This window comes from Undibacterium sp. GrIS 1.2 (assembly GCF_040544435.1).
Lineage (GTDB): Bacteria > Pseudomonadota > Gammaproteobacteria > Burkholderiales > Burkholderiaceae_D > Undibacterium.
Genome location: NZ_JBEONP010000004.1, coordinates 62,412 through 83,716, shown reverse-complemented (window position 1 = coordinate 83,716; position 21,305 = coordinate 62,412). Strand labels below are relative to the sequence as shown.

Sequence of the window (21,305 nt, the reverse complement as noted above, 5' to 3'; positions counted from 1 at the left end):
CAGCTTTATACCCGTAAAAATTCTTCCTTGTATCCCAGCCAGCGCTGCAAATGCGCTTCGACTGTAGGCAAGTCGTTCGTAAGCAATTGGATCGCTAGTTCACGCGCTTTATCGACCAGCCATTGATCTGTCTCTAGGTTGGCAAAACGTAGCATGGCTTCGCCCGACTGCCTGGCACCGAGAAATTCGCCAGGGCCGCGTAATTCTAAATCCTTACGGGCGATTTCAAAGCCATCGGTGCTTTCGCGCATGGTCATTAATCGTTGTTTGGCTGTACCACCCAGCGGGCCAAGATACAGCAGCAGGCAAACACTGGCGGCAGCGCCGCGCCCAACCCGACCGCGCAACTGGTGTAATTGCGATAGGCCAAAACGTTCAGCATGTTCAATCACCATCAGGCTGGCATTGGGGACATCGACACCGACTTCAATCACCGTTGTCGCAACCAGTACTTGCACCTCGTTGCGGGTGAAGGCATCCATCACGAATTGCTTTTCTAATTGCTTCAGTCGCCCATGCACCAGACCTACGCGTAAATCAGGCAGTGCTGCGCTGAGCATCGCGTGGGTGTCGGTTGCCGTTTGTAATTGCAAGGTTTCTGATTCTTCAATCAGGGGACAAACCCAGTAAACCTGTTTGCCGTCTTGTGCCGCAGCATGCACCCTTTCTATCACTTCGTCACGACGGTTTTGGTCTACGACGCGGGTGACGATAGGAGTGCGTCCGGGCGGTAATTCATCAATCACTGATACTTCTAAATCGGCATAGTAAGTCATCGCCAGCGTACGCGGGATCGGCGTGGCCGACATCATCAATTGGTGCGGGACTTTGCCTGCCTCGCCTTTGTTGCGCAGGGTCAGTCGCTGTGCCACGCCAAAGCGGTGCTGCTCATCGACAATCACCAATCCCAGTTTAGAAAACTGCACCGCATCCTGAATCAGCGCATGTGTGCCGATCACTAATTGTGCCTCGCCAGAAGCGATCAGGGCTTGCGCTTTTTCTTTATCTTTCTTTTTCAGGCTGCCGGTGAGCCAGGCAGTTTTGACGCCCAGCGGTTCTAGCCAGGCGGCGATTTTTCTGAAATGCTGGTCCGCCAAAATCTCAGTCGGCGCCATCAGGGCGGCTTGATAACCGCTGTCAATCGCTTGTGCTGCTGCAAGTGCGGCGACGATGGTTTTACCGCTACCAACATCACCTTGCAATAAACGCTGCATAGGATAAGCTTGTTTTAAATCGGAGCGAATTTCTGCCAGTACGCGCTCTTGTGCCGCAGTCAATGTAAAGGGTAAGGTCATCACGAAGGCGTTACATAATTCACCCACGGTAGGCAGTACCGTTGCTCCTTTAGCGCGGCGTGCCAACTGGGCGCGTTTCAGCGAGAGTTGCTGCGCCAACAGTTCATCAAACTTCATTCGCTGCCAGGCGGGATGCTCGCGCTCGATCAGGCTGTGCTGGTCGACATCGGGCGGTGGATTGTGTAGCAGACGTACCGAGCTTTCAAAGCTCTCTAAATACAATTCCCTCAACAGTACGGGTGCTAGGGTATCTTGCCATTCCACTTTGGATAGAGCAGTCGCTATCCGTTTGCGCAGCATGGTTTGCGATACGCCTTCACCTGCCGGATACACCGGTGTCAACGCCGTTGGTAAGGGGGCGCCTTCATTTACCATTTTGTAGGCGGGATGTACCATCTCGGCACCAAAAAATCCATGCCGTAATTCGCCACGTGCCCGAATCCGCATACCGACCGCCATTTGTGAGATCTGGCTACCGTAAAAATTTAAAAAGCGCAGCACCACTTGCGACGTGTCATCGGCGATGGTCACAACCAGTTGCCGTCTTGGCCGGTATTGCACATCACAGGCGGTGACTAAACCTTCCACCTGCACCATACTGCCACCCCGGAAACCAGCGTCACGCATGGCGGTGACTTCGGTTTCATCCTCATAGCGCATGGGCAAATGCAGCACAAAATCCATCTCAGACCGCAGACCCAGCCTGGCGAACTTGTCCTCCAGCTTGTTAGCAGGCGTTTTTTCTGGCGAAGCTTGTTTGGGCGGCTTAGCTACTTTCGCTGCTTTTATTATTGGGGCAGGGGGCATAGGGTAAAATGCTGGGTTTTGCAGTTGGCGGTTGGGCTTAGATCACAAGTTGTCTGGCGCCATTCTACTGTTTTTTTATACAGTGTCTAGCAGCTTTTTTTGCAAGCGTACTATTTCGCTTATTAAGTGGTCTACTAAGTGGCCTGTATTGTTGCTGGTATCGTTTAACTAGATTGTCTTTAATGCCCAAAAGAGAGTCTCTAAATCCCTTTTTCAACTAAAGACCAAGTCTACGCATGTCATTCATGTCAATTTGGATGTCCAATGATTCTGAGCCTCGCGGGCCAATATCATGCCAGAAGCCGCAGAATCATTGGACATCCTGGTTTCATTTTATTATTAATTTTTTAGAAGCACCATTTCTCCATGTACTCTTTAAGTGATTTTGATTTTGATTTGCCAGAAAACCTGATCGCGCAGACAGCCTTGCCGAATCGTTCTGCCTCGCGCTTGTTGCATGTCGATGGTGATCAGTTGGTGGATCGCCATTTTGCTGACATTGTTGATCAATTATCTGCGGGTGATTTGCTCGTGTTTAACGATACCCGCGTACTAAAAGCCCGCTTCCACGGGGTAAAAGAAACCGGCGGTAAGGTCGAGATGCTGGTTGAGCGTGTGGTCAGCAATACCGCTGACGAACATATCGTTCATGTACAACTGCGTGCCTCCAAATCACCGCACGCTGGCGCCAAAATCCGCTTGGCAGATGCTTTTGATGTCGTCGTCGGCGAACGTGCGGGAGAATTTTTTACCCTGCATTTCCCGGGTGATGTGTTTGAGCTGATTGAGCAATACGGTCGTTTGCCGTTGCCGCCCTATATCAATCATGAAGCTGACGATTTTGATGAGCACCGTTACCAAACGGTGTATTCGCGTGTGCCCGGCGCAGTGGCTGCGCCTACCGCCGGCTTGCATTTTGATCAGGCCTTACTAGATGCGTGCAGCGCCAAAGGTATTAACTTTGCGTATGTGACTTTGCACGTCGGCGCCGGGACTTTTCAGCCAGTACGTACCGAGGTGCTAGCCAACCACGCAATGCATAGTGAGTGGTACACCGTGCCGCAAGCGACGGTTGATGCAATATGCGCTACTAAAGCGGCGGGTAAAGCTGTCGTCGCAGTGGGTACCACCAGCATGCGTGCATTGGAGTCCGCGTCGCAAACGGGCACTTTGTTGGCTGGTAGCGACGACACCAACTTGTTTATCACGCCTGGGTATGTGTTCAAAACAGTAGACAGGCTTATCACCAATTTCCATTTACCTAAATCAACCTTGCTGATGCTGGTATCTGCATTTGCAGGCTATGATCGTATTCGTGCCACCTACGCTCATGCGATTGCCAACGAGTATCGGTTTTTTAGTTATGGTGATGCGATGTTGCTGACTAATACCTCTGATCAGTAATAAGATACTTTACACATAGCGGCATCTAAATTACACCCAGGTTTCCGGTGCGCACGGCGCACCTTACAATTATTTTATATACAGGTCGGTAAATCCTTATGCTCGAATTCCAATTAATTAAAAAAGACAAAACCACCGCCGCCCGTCGTGGCCGTGTGACTGTCAACCACGGAGTGATCGAAACACCGATTTTTATGCCGGTGGGTACTTACGGTTCGGTCAAGGCGATGTCGCCGTTGGAATTGAAAGAAATCGATGCCCATATTATTCTGGGTAATACCTTCCATTTATGGCTGCGTCCTGGCCTGAGCGTTGTCAATAAATTTGGCGGTTTGCATGATTTTATGGGTTGGGATAAACCGATTTTGACCGACTCCGGCGGCTTTCAGGTCTTCTCGCTTGGCGCTATGCGCAAGATCACGGAAGAGGGCGTGAAGTTTGCCTCACCGATCAGCGGCGAACGCTTATTTTTATCGCCAGAAATCTCGATGCAAATTCAACGCGCACTCAATTCCGATATCGTGATGCAGTTTGATGAATGCACACCGTATGAAATCGATGGTCGCCCTGCGACAGTAGAAGAAGCCGCCAAGTCCATGCGCATGTCCTTGCGTTGGGCGCAGCGTTCCAAGAACGAATTCGATCAGGGTGAAAATCCTAATGCGCTGTTCGGTATCGTGCAGGGCGGCATGTTTGAGCATCTGCGCGACGAGTCTTTGGCTGCCTTAAATGAATTTAATTTTGATGGTATTGCCATCGGTGGCCTATCCGTCGGCGAGCCAAAAGAAGATATGTTGCGAGTCTTGGCGCACGTAGGGCCGCGCTTGCCAGAGAACAAACCGCATTACTTGATGGGCGTCGGCACACCAGAAGATCTGGTCGCTGGCGTGGCAAATGGTATTGATATGTTCGACTGCGTCATGCCAACCCGCAATGCCCGTAATGGCTGGATTTTTACCCGCTATGGCGACATCAAAATCAAGAACGCCCGCTATAAAGAAGAGAAAGCACCGCTGGACGAAACCTGTTCTTGCTATGCCTGTAAAAACTTCTCCCGCGCTTATTTGCATCACCTGCACCGCACAGGTGAAATCCTGGGTGCCCGTCTCAATACTATCCATAATTTGCATTACTACCTAGAACTGATGAAGGGTATTCGCCAGTCACTTGATGACGAGCGTTTTCCAGAGTTTGTTGCGCAGTTTCATGCAGACCGGGCACGCGGGGTTTAAGTCAATTCTATCAATTTAGGATTAGTGCGTTCCGATAACTTATCTCTTCATTTTTTAAAAAACAGACGTATGACGTTCAAACAATGGATTGCTCTTGGCCTCGCTTGTCTTGCCTTTTCGAATAGCGCCTATGCTGACACCAATAGCAGCGTTGCTGAGGGTGCCGAGAAAACTAAGGGCTTTCTATGGGAGATAAAGTCAGGCGCCAAGACGGGATATTTATTTGGTTCCATCCATCTGGCCAAGCCCGATTTTTATCCCATGTCGCCAGCAGTCGAGACTGCGTATAAAAATGCAAAAATACTTGCAGTGGAAACCGATGTCACCGACATGGCTGCGCTCAAAAAAGTCATGCCTTTAACCATGTATGTCGCTCCAGACAAGCTGGAAAAACATTTGTCTGCGCAGACCTGGGCACAGTTATCTACTAGCTTTGGTCCGGCGGCAGAACAGATGCAACAACTTAAGCCGGGCATCGTTGCAACTGGCTTAATGATCGGCATGATGACAAGCACCGGCTATACCCCAGATGCAGGGATTGATTTGCATTTTTTAAAGCGAGCCAAAGCGGACGGTAAGTCTGTCTACCAACTGGAGACACTGGCGTTTCAAATGAAAGTATTGACTGACTTCAGCGATGCTGAGGGCGATGAAATGTTGTCCTATACGATTGCGAGTATGAAAGATGGCGACGCGATAAAGGATTCCGAAGCAATGGTGGCCGCCTGGAAAAGTGGTGACCTGCCTGCCTTAGAAAAAATCATGCAGTCATCCGCCGATAAAGACGCCAGCACTGCCAAGCTCATGAAGCGATTGCTGGATGATCGCAATATTGGCATGAGCGACAAACTGATTAAGCTCATCAACGGCAATAAGCCAGTATTGATCGTCGTCGGCGCTGGTCATATGGTGGGTAAGAACAGCATTTTGGATTTATTGCAACAACGGGGTTTGCAGATACGCCGGTTGCAATGAACTAGTCAAATGAGCAAGTCAAATGAGTAAGTCAAATGAGTAAGTCAAATGAGTAAGTCAAATGAGTAAGTCAAATGAGTAAGTCAAATGAGTAAGTCAAATGAGTAAGTGCGACGATTAAGCAAGTGCATGCTCTACAGCGTAGCGCAGCATTGTTGGTGTTACATAAGAGCGATGAGTCCGGTCAATTATCGCCATATAAAAGCGTCCAAAAAGATTCTTGCAATGGACGCGAGTCCCTAGCGTGACGTCAATGCGATGAGCATTGACAATTTCTACTCCGACACACGAACGGAAGATCAAATGCTTATCGTTGGCCCCCAAAATCACTTGTGAGCGCATATTGTCGTCACTCGTCAACTGATCTATGACCGGAAAGCGATTCTCGAACAGGCCGTTACTACGAGAAGATAGCAACGACGATACAGGACAGCCTAAAGTCGAGGTGCGCAACCCCATTGGGCGTACCAGTATGTTTCTAAATGCCATCATGCGCGAGACACCTTTAGGGGGATTATTTAAAAATCCTTCTAATACTTTTCCTAGAAGAGCTGATGCACTGTCGTGCATCAGTTGCTTAAGATTCTCATTTTCGAGCGTTAAGCTAAACGTATCTTCATGGTGCAAGCTCGTCTTTGCCAATTGATTGGACAGTAAAGAGCCAGCGGGTGGATTTTTCAGTTCAACGACTTTATAGCCTTTCCCGTTATCAGAGAAAAATCCTTTTGATTGCTTCCATGTTGCCCACAAGCCGCGAGCTCGACCGAGGCCGCCACGTGTCGTATCGCACATTGCTCTTTGCAGAGTACCCGGAGGTGCATCTAGGGATAAGTCGATCGTTGGGATATGTATTTTTTCTAACGATGTTTGCTCGAGTATTGAAATGACGCTTTGAGGCAGTAGCTCGGTCAGAGCTGGGATACTCGCTTCGTTTGCCAGCACTTTTTCTCGCAGCGACTCTGATAGTGCACCGCCTAGTTCGTTGGTGTGACAGGACAATGCAAAAAATACGGGATGTTTTGAATCTTCTGTCAGTGGCGCGAATTGATGCCAGGTTTCTCCTCCAAAACGGACTGTGAACAAGCAATCGGGAGGGATGTTGATGTATTGAAGTGCCTTGATAAAACTATGCGGGTCTTCTGATAGCTGCTCTGGTGATGCGGTTGAAAACCGTAATTGCGCTCCGCCACTTCCCGCGATTGCAGTAAAAATTCTATGTCCCGCATGTCGATGAAAAGGATGTCCTTTTGCTCCCACCGCAAATGAATACAGCGAAGTGACATCTCCTTTGGCAAAATCGGTTCCGGCCAATTTAGCGGATGGCTCATCCAATTCATCAATAAAATCTGGATGTGAACTTTGGCGTGCCAATACACTGGCATATAAATGGTTACCAGAACCATGGCCAAGTTGCGCGATCAATGAGACTTCGACTGGTAAGCCGCCCGACTGCGATCGAATTTGTGCAGAAGGAAAGGCATTGATTACTTTTTTTAGTTCTAGCATGCCAAGTTCTTATTTAATGAGGCAGTTATGAAATTGTGTTGAATATGAAACTAGAAGCAAAGCGTAGAGCCACCTAACTCATGTTGTCAATCATATCGTCGCAATCAAAAACTCCGGTTTGACGAAGTGAATATCGGTATTAGTCATATTAATAAGTTAATGTCGCATGTTGTGCCAACGTTTAATATTAAATATTAGTCTCGAATCCCAACATCAAGCGACTAAATCACAGTAAGCCGCTGCTCCAATGCTAGAATGTGGCGCTTTGTGATTGATGGCGAGCTCTTTAGGTGTGGTCTTTTATTTGGTGGTTTTGGCACCATTTGAGACGCTTATGCTGATTCATTTCCAATTTTATTGTCTTGCAGATAATTATTAAAATCTTACTGGAGTCTTAACGTGTTTATTTCCAATGCTTATGCGCAATCTTCCATTTTTAGTGGTGGCGGTGATTTGATGAGTTTCCTGCCCATCATTTTGATGTTTGTGGTGCTGTATTTTTTGATGATACGTCCGCAAATGAAGCGTCAAAAAGAACAAAAATCGATGATGGACGCTTTGGCGAAAAATGATGAAGTGGTCACAGCTGGCGGCGTGTTAGGTAAAGTGGTTAAAGTCACTGAGGCTTATGTCACGATAGAAATCGCTAACGGCACTGAAGTTGTTGTGCAAAAAGTGGCTATCACTATGTTGTTGCCTAAAGGCACGATCAAAGCGATCTGATACCGTCATTACTCACGCAAAACCGCCCCAGCTGCGTTGTAACTCCTAGCAGTACAAACGTATTGTCTTCGTCGCTACGCCTTGCTGGATCAATTTTGTGTAAGTCCTGACCGATTCAACGCAGCCTTTAGTTTTGTGGCTGCGTTGCACATTCAGCCCAGTATTTAATTTAATCTGAACCGATATGAATCGCTATCCTCTCTGGAAATATCTTCTGATCATCGTCGCGCTGGTATTTGGCGCGTTGTACACAGTCCCCAATTTTTTTGGCAAGTCCCCGGCAATTCAAATCAATAGCGCCCGCGCAACTGTCAAGGTTGAAAGCGATATGCTGGGTCGCGTTGAGCAGGCGTTGAAAGCGCAGGACCTCACCGCAACTAGTTTGTCTTACGAGAACAACGGCACTCAAGGTTCTGTCCGTGCTCGTTTTAAGGATGCCGATATCCAGTTCAAAGCGAAGGCCGCATTAGAAAAAGCCTTGAATACTGATCCTGCCGATCCTTTGTATAGTATCAGCTTCAATCTGCTGAATGACACGCCAAAATGGCTGCAAAGTTTACATGCTTTGCCGATGTCGCTGGGGCTGGATTTGCAAGGCGGTGTCCATTTCTTGATGCAAGTCGATACCAAAGCATTATTAAATACCCGCTTACAAGGTCTGCAATCTACAGTGCGTAGCGTACTGCGGGATAAAGAAGTTCGCCACTCGGGTATTTCTCGTGACGGTCAGCAAATTACCGTGAAGTTCCGTGATGCTGATACCTTAGGTAAGGCGAAAAATGTTTTGTCTAGTCAGATCAACGATGTGCAGATGACTGATGTTAAAAACGCAGATAACACCGAGCTGAGCTTGCTGATCACTTTGAAGCCAGAGGCCTTGAAGGCAGCGGTGACAGAAGGCGTTAAACAAAACATTATTGCTTTGTCTAAACGGGTGAATGAACTTGGCGTTGCGGAGCCAATTATTCAGCAGCAAGGCGCTGATCGCATCGTGGTGGAATTACCAGGTGTGCAGGATGTCAACCGCGCGAAAGATATTATTGGACGCCAGGCTACATTAGAAGTGCGTCTAGTAGATGAAAGTGTAATTGGTCTGGTGGATGAAAATACTGCAGTTCCATTCGGTTCTGAATTATTTAAAGTTGGTCGCGGTGCACCTGCAATTTTGTATAAAGACCCTGTAATTACTGGTGATTATATTTCTGGTGCTTCTGCCAGTTTTGATCAGCATCAACAACCGTCTGTCAGTATCGATTTGAATGGCGATGGTGGCAGCAAAATGCGTGAAGGTACGCGCGGTAAGATCGGCAAAAAAATGGCGATCGTCTTGTTTGAAAAAGGTAAGGGCGAGTTGCTGACAGTAGCCACTATTCAGGATGAGTTGGGTTCCCGCTTTAATATTACTGGCATGGGTTCTACCGCCGCTTCAAGTGACTTGGCGTTGCTGTTGCGTGCTGGTTCGCTGGCTGCTCCAATGGACTTTATTGAGGAAAGCACGATAGGTCCGCAATTAGGTGCAGATAATATCCAAAAGGGTTTTAACTCCACGCTGTATGGTTTTATCGCGATTGCCGTTTTCATGATCGCTTACTACATGCTATTTGGTGTATTTAGTGTGATGGCACTGTCTGTTAACTTATTATTACTGGTAGCGATCCTCTCCTTATTGCAGGCTACATTAACGTTGCCAGGTATGGCGGCGATCGCGCTGGCACTGGGTATGGCGATTGACGCCAACGTCTTGATTAACGAGCGTATCCGTGAAGAGCTGCGTGCTGGTAATACACCTCAAGCTGCGATCTCGATTGGTTTTGATCGTGCCTGGGCGACGATTCTAGATTCCAACGTGACGACTTTGATTGTTGGTTTGGCGCTGCTGATTTTTGGATCGGGTCCGATTAAAGCGTTTGCGATTGTGCATTGTCTGGGGATTGCAACGTCGATGTTCTCAGCCGTGTTTGTTTCGCGTGGTGTGGTCAATCTGTGGTACGGACGTAAGAAGAAATTAACTTCTCTTGCGATCGGACAGATTTGGAAACCTGCAGACTAATCAATACCGTCGACACAATAAGAATTTAGGGATTTATCATGGAATTATTCCGTATTAAAAAAGACATTCCTTTCATGCGCAATGCGCTGATATTCAATGTCATTTCTGCTTTGACTTTTGTCGCAGCTGTATTTTTCTTGCTGCATAAAGGCTTGAATTTTTCAGTTGAATTTACTGGCGGTACCGTCATGGAGGTGATGTATTCCAAGGCCGCCAATGTTGATGAGGTCCGTAAGACCGTTGACAGCACTGGTTATCTGGATGCACCTGTTCAGACTTTTGGTCAGGCACAAACGATCGTAGTTCGTTTGCCTTTGCCAAAGAATGAAACTTTAGCTCAGCAAACAGATAAGGTATTTGGTGCTTTAAAAGCGCATGACGCTGACGTCAAGTTACAACGAGTTGAGTTAGTCGGCGCGCAGGTCGGTGATGAGTTGACGCACGATGGTTTGATGGCTTTGCTATTTGTTATTTTGGGCGTAGTCGCGTATCTGGCGATTCGTTTTGAATGGAAATTTGCGGTCGCGGCGATTATCGCCAACTTGCATGACGTGGTGATTATTTTGGGCTTCTTTGCCTTCTTTCAATGGGAATTTAATCTCTCTGTCTTGGCAGCGGTATTGGCGGTGTTGGGTTATTCGGTGAATGAATCAGTGGTTATTTTTGATCGTATTCGTGAGAATTTCCGGAAACAACGCAAGATGTCAGTGACAGAAGTGATTGACAATGCGATTACTAGCACGATCTCCCGCACCATTATTACTCACGGCTGTACGCAAATGATGGTGTTGTCCATGCTCTTCATCGGTGGTACGACGTTGCACTATTTTGCCATTGCATTAACGATTGGTATTTGCTTCGGTATTTACTCTTCGGTGTTTGTTGCAGCGGCGATTGCGATGTGGCTGGGGGTCAAACGTGAAGACTTGATTAAGCCGATCAAAGATAAAGACGACACGGACGGCGCAGTAGTCTGATGAACCGCGTTGCTTGTAACGAAAAGTATTAAATAGTAAAGCCAGCTCTTGAGCTGGCTTTTTCTTTGATAGCATTACCATCTTTAAAATCTGGTCAAATTGTTTCAATTTTTCATGTGATAAAAATAGTAAACGCTGATGAATTGATGAAAGCAATTTTGCACTAAATGTACTGAATGTACGAACCCACTAGACCCATAGACTAATTAATTAATTAATCAATCAACAAGCTGCTAAATTTTATTGGCTTTGTCCTACCCACCAGGTAAAAGAGTATGAGTAAATTAAAGACGATCGTTGCCGTGTTAGTTGTTGCTGGTTTGGCTGCCGGTGGCTACTACAAATGGAGTGCCGCTAAAACCGATGCAGGTGACAAAGCCAGCAAAGCAGGTGCCGATAATAATCGTCCTATCAGTGTCTCGACCACCCTGGCGATCAAGCGTGATTACCCCGTGCAGCTCTCTGCCAACGGCGTTGTTACGGCGCTAAGCACCGTCGATATTCGTCCTCAAATTACCAGTACCGTTACTAAAGTGCATATTAAGGAAGGGCAGTTTGTCAAAGCAGGCGACTTGCTATTTACTCTGGATAGCCGTGCTGATGAAGTCAATCTGGCAAAGGCGCAGGCGCAACTGGATAAAGACCTTGCAACTCAGGCTGACAATCAGCGACAACTGGCGCGTAGCAAAGATTTACTCGATAAAAAATTCGTGTCGCAAAGTGTGGTCGATACCAGTCAGACTCAAGTAGACGCACAAGCTGCGGTAATTGCTTCTGATCGTGCCGCGGTGAATGCGGCCATAGTAGCGCTGACCTATGATCGTATTGTTGCCCCAGCCGCAGGGCGTACGGGCGTGATCAGTGTCTATCCAGGTTCCTTAGTACAAGCTACCACCACGGTACCTGCACTGGTAACGATTACCCAGATGGACCCGATCACAATTAGCTTCCCGCTGCCACAAAGGAATTTGCAGGACGCACTGGATGCGATGAATCAAAAAGACGATCAGAAAAATCCGAATGCAGTCACTGCCCAATTGCCAGATCACCCGGAAAAATACCGTGGTCGTTTGCAGTTTGTTGATAACGTAGTGGATGCTTTATCCGGCACGATTAAAGCCAAAGCCGTGTTAGACAACCGTGATTTAAAGTTGTGGCCAGGCGCTTATGCGGATATCGGATTGAGTGTCCGCACGATGAAAGACGCTATCGTGATACCGATCGATGCCGTAATCAATAATGCGCAAGGCAGCGCGGTCTATGTGGTTGATGTTGATAATAAAGTGAGCTTGCGCCCGGTTAAAGTGGTGTACTCCGCAGCCCTGGATGCTGTCGTCACTGGAATCGAAGTCGGCGCTAAAGTAGTCTTGGATGGCAAACAAAATCTGCGTCCCGGCAATCTGATACGTGAGCGTGTAGCGGATAGCAAAACGACTAATCCTAAAATGGATACGAAGTCAGACACTAAGCCTGAAACTAAGTCTGAAACTAAGTTAGACGCCAAGTCAGAAAAATCCGCCTCTCAAGCAGCGAGCGCATCATGAATTTGTCGGAGTTATTTATCCGCCGTCCTGTGATGACGGTATTGCTGAACTTGTCTATCGTTGTTGCGGGTGTTTTGGCATATCGGTTTATTCCGATTGCCGCTTTGCCGAGTTATGACACGCCAGTGATTAGCGTCAATGCAGTCTTGCCCGGTGCTAGTCCAGAAACCATGGCGACCTCGGTTGCGCTGCCACTAGAAAAACAATTTGCCACGATCCCCGGTTTGTCTGTCATCAGTTCCAGCAACACTTTAGGCACGACCTCACTGACTTTAGAGTTTGATCAAAATCGGAACATTGACGCCGCCTCGGTAGACGTGCAAGCCGCCTTGTTGCGCGCCCAACGCTCATTACCGGTAGAAATGACGACGCTACCCTCTTACCGTAAAGTCAATCCTGCCGATGCACCGATTTTGATTTTGGCATTAACTTCGCCTTCGCTGAGTTTGTCGGAGTTAACCAACTATGCCGAGCATTTGATTTCTCCCAGCTTGTCCACGCTGGATGGTGTGGCGCAAGTGAATATTTTTGGTATCAAGCGTTACGCAGTACGGGTCAGGGTGATGCCTGATGCACTGGCTGCACGGAATATTTCGCTAGATGAGTTATCTGCCAGTATCAAGGCGGCAAACGCCAACACGCCCGTCGGCACTTTGGACGGCGATAAACAAACCTTAACCTTGTTAGCTAACCGCCAGTTACAAAGCGCAGCAGATTTTTCTAATCTAATCGTCAGCAATAAAGGTGGGCAAGTCGTTCGTTTGCATGATGTCGCCAAGATTGAAGACAGTTACGAAACCTTTAAATCATCGGCTAACTTTAATGGCGAAAGCTCCATCACTTTAGCGATTCAGCGCCAGACCGATGCCAATACCGTCAAAGTAGTTGATTCAATTAAAGCCGCGTTGCCGGGCTTTCAGGCGCAATTGCCAGCCTCAGTCAAAATCAATCAAGTGAATGATCGTTCGGTCTCTATCCGCGACGCATTGCATGATGTCAATCTGACTTTGATACTCACGATTTTTTTGGTCGTGATCGTGATTTTCTTGTTCTTACGTCGTTTAGTCGCGACGATTATTCCGACCCTGTCTTTGCCCGTTTCTTTGGTTGGCGCAATCAGTTTGCTGTGGGGTTTTGGCTATACGCTGGACAATATTTCTCTGTTGGGGCTGACCTTGGCAGTGGGGCTGGTAGTGGATGATGCGATTGTGATGTTGGAAAACATCATGCGCCATGTGGAGGCGGGTGAAGAACCTTTTAAAGCCGCATTGAAGGGATCGCGGGAAGTCGGTTTTACGATTATCTCGATTTCAACTTCACTGATTGCAGTCTTCATCCCTATCTTTTTTATGCCGGGCGTGATTGGTCAGTTGTTCCACGAGTTTGCGGTCATCGTATCGCTGGCAATCGTCGCTTCTGCGTTTGTCTCGTTAACGCTGGTGCCGATGCTGGCTAGTCGTTTTCTGAAAAGCGAACATGACATGAAAGAGCCGCCAAAACTGATCGGCGCTTTGCTGCATGTATTTGAAAACGGCTTTAACTCTTCTCTGAACGCATACTCGCGTGCTTTGGATGTGGCTTTGCGTCATCGCGGCCTGGTGCTGGTGGTTGCCTTAGTTACCTTTGCCGGAACCGCGTATTTGTTTGCGACGATCCCTAAAGGTTTTTTCCCGGAAGAAGATATCGGACAGATCAGCGTGCAAACCGAGGCCGCGGAGGATACGTCTTTTCCAGCGATGGTGATATTGCAGGACCGAGCCGCCAAAATTATACGAGATGACCCCAATGTGCTGACGGTGGCATCGTTTAATGGTGGTAGTGGCTCGCAGAATACCGGACGTATGTTCGTCAACTTAAAGCCGCGTGATCAGCGCAAACCGATGAAGCTCGTGGTGGAAGGTTTGCGCCGCAAGTTAAGTGAAGTCGCAGGTATCGCGACCTTCTTGCGGCCTACACAAAATTTGCAACTGGGTGGGCGTCAAAGTAAGAGCCAGTATCAATATATTTTGCAAAGCGTTACTGCCGGGGAGTTAAGCGACTGGTCCATTAAGTTGCAGGACAAATTGCGTGCCGATCCTGTTTTTAAGGATGTCACAACCGATTCGCAACTCAAGGGTTTGCAGGCAGAACTCAAGATCGACAGAGACAGGGCCAACGCGCTGGGTGTCAATATGGACAGCATCCGCTCCGGTTTATATAGTGCATTTGGTGAGCGCCAGGTATCGACCATGTACACCAGCGTGGATAGCTATCAGGTCATCATGGAGTTTGCCCCGGATCAGAAAAAAGATGAGAGTGCTTTAGACGGCATCTACATTCGTAGTAGTGGGGGCGGTCTGGTGCCTTTATCGAGTTTTGCGACGATCAAGCGCTCGGTCGGTCCGACCTCAATTAACCATGCCGGACAGTTGCAAGCGGTGACGATTTCTTTCAATCTTGCACCTGGCGCCGCTTTGGGTGTTGCCACGAAAAAAATTGAGCAATACCGTGATGAAATCAAATTACCAGCATCCATTATTGCCACCTACGGCGGTGATGCTGCGGTATTCAAAAATTCGCAATCAGGGCAGGTCGTATTGATCGTCGCCGCACTATTGGTGATCTATGTCTTGCTGGGCGTGTTGTACGAAAGTTATATCCATCCGCTGACAATTCTCGCTGGCTTGCCATCTGCTGCCGTCGGTGCGCTATTGACGCTGCAGTTGTTTGGACAAGATCTGACGCTGATTGCGATGATCGGTATTTTGCTGCTGATTGGTATCGTAAAAAAGAACGCGATTATGATGATTGACTTCGCGCTGGACGCGCAACGCCATCATGGTATGACGCCGCCAGAAGCGATTCGTGAAGCCTGCGTACAGCGTTTCCGCCCGATTATGATGACCACCTTGGCCGCGTTGGTTGGCGCATTGCCGATTGCATTGGGCTTGGGTGCCGGTGCGGAATTACGTCAACCTTTGGGCTTGGCGGTAGTCGGCGGTTTGATTTTTTCGCAAGCGATTACCTTATTCATCACGCCTGTGATTTATCTGGCCTTGGATCGGTTTAGCGGTACTGGGCCGATTGTTGGCGATCATATTTGAGCAGTTGCAGAGTCGAAAAAATTGGTGATTTTGGGGTGGATTTTCAGCACAATTCAGCACAAAAAATACATAGTAGTCACCGGTTTTTTTGACGGAAATAAGGTGTAAGGAAAATACTCCCCCTCATTTTTAAGAAATATGCCTTATTGTCCAATGATTACATGGACAATAAATTATACTATTGGGGAGTATATTATTTGACCTGATCGCTCAATGAGCAATCTTGGGGGATGGGCAGATCACTCAAACCGGCATGCAAGCTGGCTTTAAACTTCCGTAGTTCCGCCTCTAGCGTCACGAAATCCTGGTCGCTGTAAGCAGCAAAACTCCGCGCTCCGTTCTCCACCATTTGGGGAAATACTTCCTCAAATACGGCTTCTCCCGCTGGGCTCAATTTGACAAATAATTGACGCCGGTCCTGATCTCCACGCTCACGTATGACCAATCCCTTTTGCTCAAGGCGATCCAGCACACCTGTTAACGTGCCTTTAGTAATCAGAGTTTTGGTAGCGAGACTCTTGCAGCACATTCCAGGGGTATTGCCGAGGGTGGCAATGATGTCGAACTGAGAATGCGTTAATCCGAATTGACGTACGTAGTGGGTAGATATCTGTTCAAACGCCTGCATACACTCAGCGAGTAATCGTATGCTGCGTAGATAACGTTTTCCCATGGTGGCAAATTTTTGAGGTGAGATGTGGTCAGACAACATAGCCTGACCACATTAAAGCAATAGCATCAGATCAAATTTTTCAAACGTAATCTGATTTTTTTTGACCTAATTAGTCTTTGACTGCTTCAACCTGGATCGACAATTTAACTTCTGGTGCGAAGCCATAAGCGATACCATAGTTCAGACCGAAATCAGTACGCTTGAATTCTGCTGATGCATCAGCACCGCAGACTTCTTTTTTCAACATAGGATGCATGATGCATTTGAACTTATTGATCGTCAAAGTCAGTGGCTTAGTTACGCCCATCAATGTAAATTCACCTTGTACAGAGACTGGTGTATCGCCGTTGAATTTGATGGCATTGCCTTTGTATGTCGCTGTAGGGAATTTCTCTACATTAAACATCTCTGCAGATTTGGCATGAGTATTCATCTTATCGTGACCGAAATCGATGGATGTTGTGTCGATCGTGATATCCATTGCGCCTGTTTTTGCTGCTTTATCCAGAGTGATTTTGCCGCTGGATTTATTAAATTTGCCGCGCCATACTGACAGACCGCCGAAATGGTCTGCTTCAAAGCTTGGATAGGTATGATCTGGCATTACAGTGTAGGTATCTGCAAATGCAGGAGCGGCACAAACGACTAAGGCTGCGGCGACAAGTTGGCTTAATTTCATGGTGATGTCCTTAAAGAAAAATACTAGTTTGGGAGTGATAAGACTGCGTAAAACGTAAAACTTGTTCTAAAAAATACTAAGCGAAATGACAAACTTAGTGGTCAATATTAATTGTCAATATTAACGATCAATACAATAAGAATTTCGCAATTTTATTGCGTTACTACGTGAAACTTAATGACTACTTCATCGGCAACCATGCCGGTATCTTTCCATTCGCCTTCACCAATATTGTAGGTGAGGCGTTTGATCGGCAGACTGCCATCAAACACTTGATTAGCACCTTCTTTTTTTACCGTCAGAGGAAAGCTGATGTCGGTTGTTTTGCCTTTGATGGTGAGCTTGCCGCTGACGTTGAGCACGCCATTGGCACCAGCCTTCATACTGGTGGAGACAAAACTCGCTTTAGGAAATTGCGCGGTGTTAAACCATTCTTTTTTAAGCACTTCTGCGTTGTACTGCGGATCACCCAAATCAAAGCTGGCAACATCAATATCGACCGTAGCGGTAGAGGCTTCTGGTTTTGCCGTGTTGTAATCGATCGCCGCCGAGAATTTTTTAAATTGTGCATCGACCGGTACATTCATTTGCTTAAATACGATGGTGACTTTGCTCTTTGCATTGTCGAGTTTTGCAATCGCCGCCAAAGCGGGTAAGCTGGCGGCAAGCAAAAGACTTGCGGTAATGATTTTGGTCTTTTTAGAAAAAGAAATACTCATAGCAGTGTTACCTCTATATGTTTATTTGCTAAATTTTTAGATAAATTAAATATTATTTTCCAGGCAGCATGCGCTGGAAAATACCGTCTTTGTTAATGATCAAATGTTTAAACGCTGCAGCTACGTGTAAGCAAAATACGACGAATAAAATCTTCGTCAAAATCTCATGCAGATCTTTCAAAATCGGTTTGAGTTCAGGGTTAGGGCCAATAATCGTGGGGAGTTGGATTAAACCTAAATACACCACAGGGTAGCCCGCAGCGGATGTATAGAAGTAACCCGACAACGGAATGGCAAACATCAATATGTACAGCAGACCATGCAAGGCGCTGGCCGATTTTTTTTGCCAGCCTGGCATGCTGTCTGGGTAAGCTGGCACAGTGCTAAAGAGGCGCGTCAATAAACGTATTGCAACTAGACCTAAGATGGTGACACCCAACCATTTATGCCACGAGAAATATTTTAATTTGGTCGGACTGAACGACATGTCTGCCATCACATTGCCCAAAATAAAAGCCGCGATGATCAAAATGGCGACTAGCCAGTGTAAGAGAATGCTAGGACGGCTATAGCGTTGCATTTCTGTTCCCTGTTTAAAAAAGCAATTATGGTAGTGGAAATTAGTTCGGACTAGAACTAAATTGGAGCTAATATATCAAAAAAAACCGGAACGTGCAGAACGCTTCAATTATCTTGAGTAGATTAGTCGGCAAACCACTTTTTTTCTATAAATTTTTCTCCTCCTTACTTCTTAAGTCATTTATCATTCCGGCTATATTGTTAATTAAATAATTACTCGTAAATTTAAAGATGAAGCCAAAGACACTTGAAAAAGCAATCGTAGATCCTGCCAGAGCCGTTATTAGTAATCTGAGTGGTGCAGTGAATGAGACAACGGATTTGCTGCATCAAAGCGGCCCTCTAAAACCTGGCACAGGTCTAGCAAGCGGTGTCATCGCGCTGAGCATTGCGTTTTTAAGCTTGCTGGGAGTGATCGCTTTCCATTTCCCTCAATACCTGACGACGCCAGAATTGCGGCGTCAATATTCTCCCGATCTGATCCGGCATATTTTGTTTGCGGGGTTGATTATTTCTGGTGTCATTAGTTTGTTAAATGTCTTGTTCAAGCAGCGACGCGGCCTGAATGCGGTCGCCGGAATATTGGTTTTGATCGCAGTTGCGCTCGGTGGCTCGCATGTTCCTGTCGCTGATTTCCCAGATCACACACCGTATATTGGCTTGGATTGGTTTATCTTAGATTTGCTCGGATCAACTGTGATTTTTGTGGCGATTGAAAAGCTTTTCCCTTTATACAAGGGCAGATGATTTTCCGTCGTGAGTGGCAGACCGACATGGTGCATTTTGCGATGAATCACTTTATCGTTGGCCTGGCTTTGTTGACCGTTAACTTTGCGATTCATCGCTTGTTTGGCTGGATGGCGCATGATTCTGTGCGTGGATTTATTCGGTCGATTTACTTTATACCGCAACTATTACTATGTATTTTGGCAGCAGATTTTGTGCAATATTGGACGCATCGCGCCTATCATGAGATTCCATTTTTATGGCGCTTCCATGCAGTGCATCATTCAGCCAAAACCATGGATTGGTTAGCTGGTTCCCGTCAGCACATTCTGGAGCTGATTGTGACGCGTGTCGGTGTCTTGGGTGCGCTGTATGTACTTGGCTTTGAGAAGACCGTGATGGATGCCTACATTATCGTGGTAGGGTTTCAGGCGGTGTTCAATCATGCCAACGTGCATTTGCCTTGGGGGCCAATTAAATATCTGATCGTTACCCCAGACTTCCATCACTGGCATCACTCATCAGATGATGTGGCGATTGATCGAAATTACGCAGCGCACTATGCGTTTTTAGATCATATTTTTGGTACCGCGATTAAGGGGCAGAAGGGTTTCCCGGAGAAATACGGTGTGCAAGGTGACTACATGCCAGATGGCTATGTTAAGCAGTTGATGTTTCCGTTTAAATCTCAAAAATAGTTTTAGAAATTAAATGAAAAATGGCGCATTGCTTTTGCAAATGCGCCATTTTTTTTGCCGTTTGTCGTACCTGTCTAAATCGCTTTCGCCAGTTTCGAAGCAATACCGATGTAATTTGCTGGCGTCATTTCTAACAGCAAATCTTTAGCTTCTTGTGGAATTGCCAGACCAGCGACAAACGCTCGCAAAGCCTCTTTAGAAATCCCTTTGCCGCGTGTCAGTTCCTTCAATTGCTCGTAAGGATTCTCTACGCCATAACGACGCATCACCGTTTGCACTGGCTCTGCTAGAACTTCCCATGTTGCATCCAGATCGCTGGCTAAACGCTCGTGGTTGGTTTCTAGCTTGTTTAAGCCACGCAGGCAGCTATCGTAAGCGAGTAAGGTGTAACCAAGTGCCACGCCGATGTTGCGCAGGACGGTGGAATCCGTCAAGTCACGCTGCCAGCGCGAGACCGGGAGTTTTTCAGACAAATGTTTGAGTAGTGCATTCGCTAACCCCAAGTTACCCTCGGAATTTTCAAAATCAATCGGATTGACTTTGTGCGGCATGGTGGATGAGCCAATTTCACCCGCTTTAGTTTTTTGCTTGAAATAACCAACCGAAATATAGCCCCAGATATCACGATTTAAATCTAACAAAATCGTATTTGCGCGTGCAAAGGCATCAAACATTTCTGCCATGTAGTCATGCGGTTCGATCTGAATGGTGTAAGGGTTATAGACCAGACCCAGGCGTTGCTCAATTACGTTTTTTGAAAAATTTTCCCAGTCATGCTTGGGGTAGGCTGATAAATGTGCATTGTAGTTGCCGACCGCGCCATTCATTTTGCCAAGGATTTCTACCTGGGCGATACGTTGCGCAGCGCGTTGCAAGCGAGCTACGACGTTTGCCATTTCCTTGCCTAATGTGGTCGGGCTGGCAGATTGGCCGTGGGTGCGAGATAACATCGGCACGTCGGCGTTGGTGTGTGCTAACTCTGTTAATCGTGTGATCAGATTTTGCAAGGCCGGTAGCATGACGCCGTCACGCGCACTCTTGAGCATCATGCCGTGCGAGGTATTGTTGATATCTTCTGAAGTACAGGCAAAATGGATAAATTCTGCTGCCGCTTTTAATTCTTGTGTGATTGCCGCATCAATGGCTAGCGCGCGTACTGGCAGATGGCCGTAGCTGTCTGGTAATGGCAGTCCTACCGATTCTTTCAGCCAATATTCCACTGCTTTCACGTCATGATTGGTAATCGCTTCAATCGCCTTGATGCGTGCTGCATCTGCTTCAGAGAAATCGCTGACGATTTTTTCCAACAATGTATTGGCTGCGGTCGAAAATGGTTTAATTTCTGCAAAGCCTGCTTGTGACAAAGCTTGTAGCCAGGACACCTCAACTTTGACACGATGATGCATGAAACCCGATTCGGACAAAGTAGCGCGTAGCGCATTGACCTTGCTTGCATAACGGCCATCAAGCGGGGAAAGGGCAGAGAGTGTGGAAAGAGACATGATTTTGGGAGTGAAGTAACGGATTAAGTGAAAAAGCGAAGAATAGGAGGTTGAATCGTCAAAAATAGATAATTGCATTGCGCAAAAAACAACAAAATGACGCGCTGGGCGATATAATCCAATTTTGTCATTC

At 47.0% G+C, this 21,305-nt stretch carries 15 protein-coding genes and 1 pseudogene; 9 read left to right on the top strand and 7 right to left on the bottom strand.

All coding sequences use genetic code 11. The features are described 5' to 3' along the window. Nucleotides 1-5: 5 nt before the first annotated feature. Entirely contained in the window at nt 6-2,102 is a 2,097-nt protein-coding gene (gene recG / locus AAKU61_RS02830; protein ID WP_354329484.1) for an ATP-dependent DNA helicase RecG, read from the bottom strand. 366 nt (nt 2,103-2,468) lie between these two features. Between recG and queA the strand changes: the two genes are divergently transcribed. From queA to AAKU61_RS02815, 3 genes are all read left to right on the top strand, one after another. After that, nucleotides 2,469-3,506 (top strand): tRNA preQ1(34) S-adenosylmethionine ribosyltransferase-isomerase QueA, encoded by a 1,038-nt coding sequence (gene queA, locus AAKU61_RS02825; RefSeq protein ID WP_354329482.1) that lies wholly within the window; start codon nt 2,469-2,471, stop codon nt 3,504-3,506. Nucleotides 3,507-3,604: 98 nt separating this feature from the next. Beyond that, nucleotides 3,605-4,738 (top strand): tRNA guanosine(34) transglycosylase Tgt, encoded by a 1,134-nt coding sequence (tgt, locus tag AAKU61_RS02820; protein WP_354329480.1) that lies wholly within the window; start codon nt 3,605-3,607, stop codon nt 4,736-4,738. Between the two features lie 69 nt (nt 4,739-4,807). After that, a complete protein-coding gene (locus AAKU61_RS02815; protein WP_354329479.1) occupies nt 4,808-5,713 on the top strand; it encodes a TraB/GumN family protein in 906 nt (301 codons plus the stop codon). A gap of 117 nt (nt 5,714-5,830) precedes the next feature. Here AAKU61_RS02815 and AAKU61_RS02810 read toward each other — a convergent pair whose 3' ends face one another. Beyond that, nucleotides 5,831-7,219, bottom strand: coding sequence for a DUF2867 domain-containing protein (locus tag AAKU61_RS02810; RefSeq protein WP_354329477.1), 1,389 nt, complete (start codon nt 7,217-7,219; stop codon nt 5,831-5,833). Between the two features lie 399 nt (nt 7,220-7,618). On the opposite strand from AAKU61_RS02810, the gene yajC reads away from it, so the two are divergent. The 5 genes from yajC (at nt 7,619) to AAKU61_RS02785 (ending at nt 15,596) form a co-directional block, all read left to right on the top strand. Further along, the gene (yajC, locus tag AAKU61_RS02805) at nt 7,619-7,942 is read left to right on the top strand and encodes a preprotein translocase subunit YajC (protein ID WP_322119823.1); all 324 of its coding nucleotides are present in this window, start codon (nt 7,619-7,621) and stop codon (nt 7,940-7,942) included. A 184-nt stretch (nt 7,943-8,126) separates the two neighbouring features. Then, nucleotides 8,127-9,992 (top strand): protein translocase subunit SecD, encoded by a 1,866-nt coding sequence (secD, locus tag AAKU61_RS02800; RefSeq protein WP_354329475.1) that lies wholly within the window; start codon nt 8,127-8,129, stop codon nt 9,990-9,992. 38 nt (nt 9,993-10,030) lie between these two features. Next, nucleotides 10,031-10,969 (top strand): protein translocase subunit SecF, encoded by a 939-nt coding sequence (gene secF / locus AAKU61_RS02795; protein ID WP_354329473.1) that lies wholly within the window; start codon nt 10,031-10,033, stop codon nt 10,967-10,969. 275 nt (nt 10,970-11,244) lie between these two features. Beyond that, entirely contained in the window at nt 11,245-12,513 is a 1,269-nt protein-coding gene (locus AAKU61_RS02790) for an efflux RND transporter periplasmic adaptor subunit (protein WP_354329471.1), read from the top strand. Beyond that, the gene (locus AAKU61_RS02785; protein ID WP_354329469.1) at nt 12,510-15,596 is read left to right on the top strand and encodes an efflux RND transporter permease subunit; all 3,087 of its coding nucleotides are present in this window, start codon (nt 12,510-12,512) and stop codon (nt 15,594-15,596) included. The genes AAKU61_RS02790 and AAKU61_RS02785 overlap by 4 nt, the downstream gene beginning before the upstream one ends. A 193-nt stretch (nt 15,597-15,789) precedes the next feature. On the opposite strand, the gene AAKU61_RS02780 is transcribed toward AAKU61_RS02785, so the two are convergent. The 4 genes from AAKU61_RS02780 to AAKU61_RS02765 all read right to left on the bottom strand — a co-directional run bounded on the left by AAKU61_RS02780 (nt 15,790) and on the right by AAKU61_RS02765 (nt 18,247). Further along, the gene (locus AAKU61_RS02780; protein ID WP_354329467.1) at nt 15,790-16,269 is read right to left on the bottom strand and encodes a MarR family winged helix-turn-helix transcriptional regulator; all 480 of its coding nucleotides are present in this window, start codon (nt 16,267-16,269) and stop codon (nt 15,790-15,792) included. Between the two features lie 109 nt (nt 16,270-16,378). Further along, on the bottom strand, nt 16,379-16,948 hold the full coding sequence (locus tag AAKU61_RS02775; RefSeq protein ID WP_354329465.1) for a YceI family protein: 570 nt from the start codon (nt 16,946-16,948) through the stop codon (nt 16,379-16,381). Between the two features lie 152 nt (nt 16,949-17,100). After that, entirely contained in the window at nt 17,101-17,667 is a 567-nt protein-coding gene (locus tag AAKU61_RS02770; protein WP_354329463.1) for a YceI family protein, read from the bottom strand. 52 nt (nt 17,668-17,719) lie between these two features. Next, nucleotides 17,720-18,247 carry a cytochrome b gene (locus AAKU61_RS02765; protein ID WP_354329461.1) on the bottom strand — a complete coding sequence of 176 codons (528 nt, stop codon included), beginning with the start codon at nt 18,245-18,247 and terminating at the stop codon, nt 17,720-17,722. A 230-nt stretch (nt 18,248-18,477) separates the two neighbouring features. Here AAKU61_RS02765 and AAKU61_RS02760 point away from each other — a divergent pair. Next, nucleotides 18,478-19,670: pseudogene (locus tag AAKU61_RS02760) on the top strand (sterol desaturase family protein). Between the two features lie 74 nt (nt 19,671-19,744). Here the strand turns inward: AAKU61_RS02760 and purB are convergent. Continuing rightward, nucleotides 19,745-21,172: an adenylosuccinate lyase gene (gene purB / locus AAKU61_RS02755; RefSeq protein ID WP_354329459.1), complete on the bottom strand. Its 1,428-nt coding sequence runs from the start codon at nt 21,170-21,172 to the stop codon at nt 19,745-19,747. Nucleotides 21,173-21,305 lie beyond the last annotated feature (133 nt).

Coding starts and splice junctions, on each gene's coding strand:
- recG (WP_354329484.1), bottom strand. CDS start 2,102: ATGCCCCCTGCCCCAATAATAAAAGCAGCGAAAGTAGCTAAGCCGCCC.
- queA (WP_354329482.1), top strand. CDS start 2,469: ATGTACTCTTTAAGTGATTTTGATTTTGATTTGCCAGAAAACCTGATC.
- tgt (WP_354329480.1), top strand. CDS start 3,605: ATGCTCGAATTCCAATTAATTAAAAAAGACAAAACCACCGCCGCCCGT.
- AAKU61_RS02815 (WP_354329479.1), top strand. CDS start 4,808: ATGACGTTCAAACAATGGATTGCTCTTGGCCTCGCTTGTCTTGCCTTT.
- AAKU61_RS02810 (WP_354329477.1), bottom strand. CDS start 7,219: ATGCTAGAACTAAAAAAAGTAATCAATGCCTTTCCTTCTGCACAAATT.
- secD (WP_354329475.1), top strand. CDS start 8,127: ATGAATCGCTATCCTCTCTGGAAATATCTTCTGATCATCGTCGCGCTG.
- secF (WP_354329473.1), top strand. CDS start 10,031: ATGGAATTATTCCGTATTAAAAAAGACATTCCTTTCATGCGCAATGCG.
- AAKU61_RS02790 (WP_354329471.1), top strand. CDS start 11,245: ATGAGTAAATTAAAGACGATCGTTGCCGTGTTAGTTGTTGCTGGTTTG.
- AAKU61_RS02785 (WP_354329469.1), top strand. CDS start 12,510: ATGAATTTGTCGGAGTTATTTATCCGCCGTCCTGTGATGACGGTATTG.
- AAKU61_RS02780 (WP_354329467.1), bottom strand. CDS start 16,269: ATGGGAAAACGTTATCTACGCAGCATACGATTACTCGCTGAGTGTATG.
- AAKU61_RS02775 (WP_354329465.1), bottom strand. CDS start 16,948: ATGAAATTAAGCCAACTTGTCGCCGCAGCCTTAGTCGTTTGTGCCGCT.
- AAKU61_RS02770 (WP_354329463.1), bottom strand. CDS start 17,667: ATGAGTATTTCTTTTTCTAAAAAGACCAAAATCATTACCGCAAGTCTT.
- AAKU61_RS02765 (WP_354329461.1), bottom strand. CDS start 18,247: ATGCAACGCTATAGCCGTCCTAGCATTCTCTTACACTGGCTAGTCGCC.
- purB (WP_354329459.1), bottom strand. CDS start 21,172: ATGTCTCTTTCCACACTCTCTGCCCTTTCCCCGCTTGATGGCCGTTAT.